The organism is Trinickia sp. (assembly GCF_051961175.1).
Classification (GTDB): domain Bacteria; phylum Pseudomonadota; class Gammaproteobacteria; order Burkholderiales; family Burkholderiaceae; genus Trinickia.
Map to the genome: position 1 here is coordinate 1 of NZ_JBQCDN010000245.1, position 4,244 is coordinate 4,244.

Annotated in this window: 5 protein-coding genes; 1 reads left to right on the forward strand and 4 read right to left on the reverse strand. The window is 64.0% G+C overall.

Annotation, left to right across the window (positions count from 1 at the left end):
* Positions 1-176: 176 nt before the first annotated feature.
* Positions 177-1,379, reverse strand: a complete 1,203-nt coding sequence (gene pcaF, locus ACTHL0_RS14940) for a 3-oxoadipyl-CoA thiolase (protein ID WP_440567588.1) — start codon at positions 1,377-1,379, stop codon at positions 177-179.
* 190 nt (positions 1,380-1,569) lie between these two features.
* On the opposite strand from pcaF, the gene ACTHL0_RS14945 reads away from it, so the two are divergent.
* Positions 1,570-2,469, forward strand: coding sequence for an IclR family transcriptional regulator domain-containing protein (locus ACTHL0_RS14945; RefSeq protein ID WP_440567589.1), 900 nt, complete (start codon positions 1,570-1,572; stop codon positions 2,467-2,469).
* On the opposite strand, the gene pcaD is transcribed toward ACTHL0_RS14945, so the two are convergent.
* From pcaD to ACTHL0_RS14960, 3 genes are all read right to left on the reverse strand, one after another.
* Entirely contained in the window at positions 2,455-3,234 is a 780-nt protein-coding gene (gene pcaD, locus ACTHL0_RS14950; protein ID WP_440567590.1) for a 3-oxoadipate enol-lactonase, read from the reverse strand. The two genes, ACTHL0_RS14945 and pcaD, sit on opposite strands and share 15 nt — an antisense overlap.
* A 107-nt stretch (positions 3,235-3,341) precedes the next feature.
* Positions 3,342-3,980 (reverse strand): CoA transferase subunit B, encoded by a 639-nt coding sequence (locus ACTHL0_RS14955; RefSeq protein WP_440567591.1) that lies wholly within the window; start codon positions 3,978-3,980, stop codon positions 3,342-3,344.
* A 10-nt stretch (positions 3,981-3,990) separates the two neighbouring features.
* The coding region (locus ACTHL0_RS14960; RefSeq protein WP_440567592.1) for a CoA-transferase at positions 3,991-4,244 on the reverse strand (254 nt) is incomplete at its 5' end.

Below are 4,244 nucleotides of genomic sequence, written 5' to 3' on the forward strand. Positions count from 1 at the left end.
CGAACGACGTACGCGTCGTCAGGTGTACCGCTGGATCCACGCCTCGTCGTCTCGCGGCGGCCCGCCGTAGGCCAGCCGCATCCGAGAATCCGAGCAGTGTGAATCGCTTGGGCTTAAGAAAGGCTTATGTCGATCTTGTGTGGAATGGCGTCGCCCAATGCATGGACGTCATACGCTCAGACACGCTCGAGAATAACCGCGATCCCTTGCCCCACGCCAATGCACATCGTGCACAGCGCGTAACGTCCGCCCGTGCGCGCGAGTTGATACATCGCTGTCGTGGCAAGACGCGCGCCCGATGCTCCGAGCGGATGGCCGAGTGCGATCGCACCGCCGTTCGGGTTGAGCCGTTCGTCGGTAGCGGCAAGCTCGAGCGCTCGCGCCACGGCCAGTGCTTGCGCGGCAAAAGCTTCGTTCAACTCGATCACGTCGATCTGATCCAACGTGAGCCGCGCGACGCTCAACACTTTGCGCACCGCATCGATCGGGCCGATACCCATGACGCGTGGCGCGACACCGGCCGTCGCCATCGCCACCACGCGTGCGCGGGGCGTGAGGCCGAAGCGGGATGCGGTGCCTTCGTTGGCCAGCAATAACGCGCACGCGCCGTCATTGACGCCCGATGCATTGCCCGCCGTCACCGTGCCGTCGGGGCGGACCACGCCCTTGAGTTTGGCCAGCGCCTCGATCGTCGTCGCCCGCGGATGCTCGTCCTTCGCCACTACGATCGGATCGCCCTTCTTCTGGGCGATCGTGACCGGAACGATCTCTTCATCGAAGCGGCCGCTCGCTTGTGCCGCGGCCGCCCGCTGCTGGCTACGCAGCGCAAACGCGTCCTGATCTTCGCGACCGATGCCGAATTCGAATGCGACGTTTTCCGCGGTTTCGGGCATGGAATCCACGCCGTACATCGCGCGCATCGCCGGATTGACGAAGCGCCAGCCGATCGTCGTGTCTTCGATCTTCGCCGCCCGGGAAAATGCGCTTTCCGCTTTGCCCATGACGAAGGGCGCCCGGCTCATGCTCTCGACGCCGCCCGCGATCATCAAACGCGTCTCGCCGCTCTTGAGCGCGCGCGCCGCAATACCGAGTGCGTCCAGGCCCGAACCGCACAGGCGGTTGACGGTGCTGCCCGGCACACCTTCCGGCAAGCCGGCCAGCAAGGCGGCCATGCGCGCGACATTGCGATTGTCTTCGCCAGCCTGGTTCGCGCAGCCGAAGATGACATCGTCGATCGCCGCCCAATCGACGTCCTTGTTGCGCGCCATCAGCGCCTTCAGCGGCAACGCGCCGAGATCGTCGGCCCGCACCGATGCCAGCGCGCCGCCGTAGCGGCCGATCGGCGTCCTGATTGCATCGCAGATAAAGGCGTTTTCCATTGCAGCTCCTTGGCTAGTGAGACGTCAAACCGGGTCGGGCGCAGCCTGACCGGATGGTGCGATCAACAAACTTTCGTGCGATTATCGAACTACAATACAGCGCATCGATGCGATGCCAACCGGCCCGGTGCGCGACACGACGCTGGCTTACACGGCATCGAGCGCCCCATCCGCACACTCAAGGAATGCCATGAAACGAGCGAGCCGCCGCCACGAACCGGAAGCGCAAGCAGACAGCGACGAACACGTCGAAGCGCCCGAAGGTATCGAACCGCCGCAATCGCAAGCGGAAGCCGAATCGCAAGCGGAAGCCGAATCGCAACCGTCATCGGCCGGCGATCCGAATTTCATGACCTCGCTCGAACGGGGCCTGGCTGTCCTCCAAGCCTTCTCGCAAGAGCGTCGCGTCCTGACGACCTCCCAAATCAGCCAACGTACGGGCATTCCGCGCGCCGCGGTCAGGCGTTGCCTCTACACGTTGGCCAAGCTCGGTTTCGTCACCGAGGAAGACAACCGCTTGTTCTCGCTGCGCCCGCGCGTGCTCAAGCTCGGCCACGCCTACCTCGCTACCACGCCACTCGCGCACGCGGCACAACCGGTCTTGCGCCATATCAGCACCACGCTCAACGAATCGAGTTCGGTGGCCATTCTCGATGGCGACGAAATCCTCTACATCGCACGCGCATCGACGTCGCGCATCATGTCGATCGATCTGCATATCGGCAGCCGGCTGCCGGCCTACTGCACGTCGATGGGCAGAGTGCTGCTCGCGCATTTCAGCGACGAAGCCCTCGATGCGTATCTGGATCGCACGAAGCTCATTCAATACACGCCCCGCACGATCGTCTCGCGCGACGGCCTGCGCAGCACGCTCGAATCCGTCCGCACGAATGGCTACGCGCTCGTCGATCAAGAACTGGAAATCGGCCTGCGCTCGATCGCCGTTCCGATTCTCGGCGTGGGCCGTCAAGTCACCGCCGCGCTCAATGTCGGCGTGCAAGCGGCGCGCGTCTCGACTGCGGAAATGGAGAGCCGGATTCTGCCCGTATTGCGGGAAGGCGCGCAGGAACTTGCGCTACTCGCCGTCTGAGTCCCTCAGAAACGCGAGGACGGCCGAGTTGAACGCTTGCGCCGCCTCGATGTTCGACAAATGGGAGGCGTCCAGTGTCGCGATCCGGGCACCCGGCACCCGCTCGACGATGAACCGTGCATCGTCGACGGTCGTCACCGGATCGCTCGAGCCTGCGATGACGAGCATCGGTGCCGTGATCTTTCCGATTTCTTGCCGCAGATCGGCCACGGACAGCGCATCGCAACAGCCTGCATAGCCTTGGCTGTCTATCGCACGCAGCTGATCGGTCAGACGTTGTGCAACCTCGGGCCGCTGCTGCACGAACGCCGGGCTAAACCAACGCCCCGCCGCACCGCTCGCCACTTCGTCCATGCCACGCGCGCGCACCAAGGCCGCCCGCTCGCCCCATCCTTGCAACGAACCGATGCGTGCGGCCGTGTTGGCGACGATCAGCTTATCGATTCGTTCGGCGGCATGTACACCGAGCCATTGCCCCGTCAAGCCGCCCATCGAAATGCCGCAGAAATGCGCGCGCTCGATGTCCAGGTCATCGAGCACCGCAAGCACGTCGCGCCCCAGCATGTCGAGCGTGTACGCGCCCGCCGGCGCAATCGAAGCGCCATGTCCGCGCGTATCGTAGCGAACGACGCGAAAGTGACGCGATAGCGCATCGAGTTGCGGCGCCCACATCTCGGCGGTCGTGCCGAGCGAATTCGAGAGGACCAGAACGGGCGCGCCGTCCGGGCCTGTGACCGTATAGGCGATACCTTGCGCCTGTTGCATGCTGGCCGTCTCCAATAAGCTGAAAGTGCGGATGGTTCGATGCAATGTCGAATGGCTCCGACGTGCCAGCCACGACTTGTATCGCGTTTCTCCGTCGTTGCGATCGATCAGGATCGCACGAGCGGCACCGGCGTCACTTCCTGCAACGCTTCGAAGGTGAGCCCTTCGGCGATATCGGTCACGACGAGCCCTGATTCCGTCACGTCGATCACCGCCAGATCCGTATAGATTCGATCGACGCAGCGGATGCCCGTCAGCGGATACGTGCACGCTTCCACCAGCTTGCATTCGCCCGACTTCGTCAGGTGGTCCATCATGACGAACACCTGCTTGGCGCCAATCGCCAGATCCATGGCGCCGCCGACAGCCGGAATCGCATCGGGCGCCCCGGTGTGCCAATTGGCCAGATCGCCCTGGCTCGATACCTGGAAGGCCCCGAGCACACAGATGTCGAGATGGCCGCCTCGCATCATCGCGAACGAATCGCCATGGTGGAAGAATGCGCCGCCTTCGAGCAGCGTCACGGGCTCCTTGCCTGCGTTGATCAGCTCGGGGTCTTCCTCGCCCGGCGCAGGTGCCGGGCCCATGCCCAGCAGCCCGTTCTCGCTATGAAGGAACACTTCCCGTTCGGCCGGCAGGTAATTGGCCACCTTCGTCGGCAAGCCGATACCGAGGTTCACGTAGGCGCCTTCGGGGATGTCGCGAGCGACACGTTGGGCGATTTGATCGCGCGTCCATTTGTTCATCTCGAGCTCCTCAGGCGGCACGGGCGAGCGCGCCCGCTTGCGGGACCGCCACGACGCGTTGCGTAAAAATCCCCGGCGTGACGATCGTTTCGGGATCGAGCGAACCGAGCGGCACGATCTCCGAGACCTGCGCGATCGTCGTCGTCGCGGCCATTGCCATGATCGGACCGAAGTTGCGCGCGGCCTTGCGGTAGACGAGATTGCCCCAGCGATCGCCCCGATGCGCCTTGATCAGCGCAAATTCGGCCTTGATCGGATATTCGA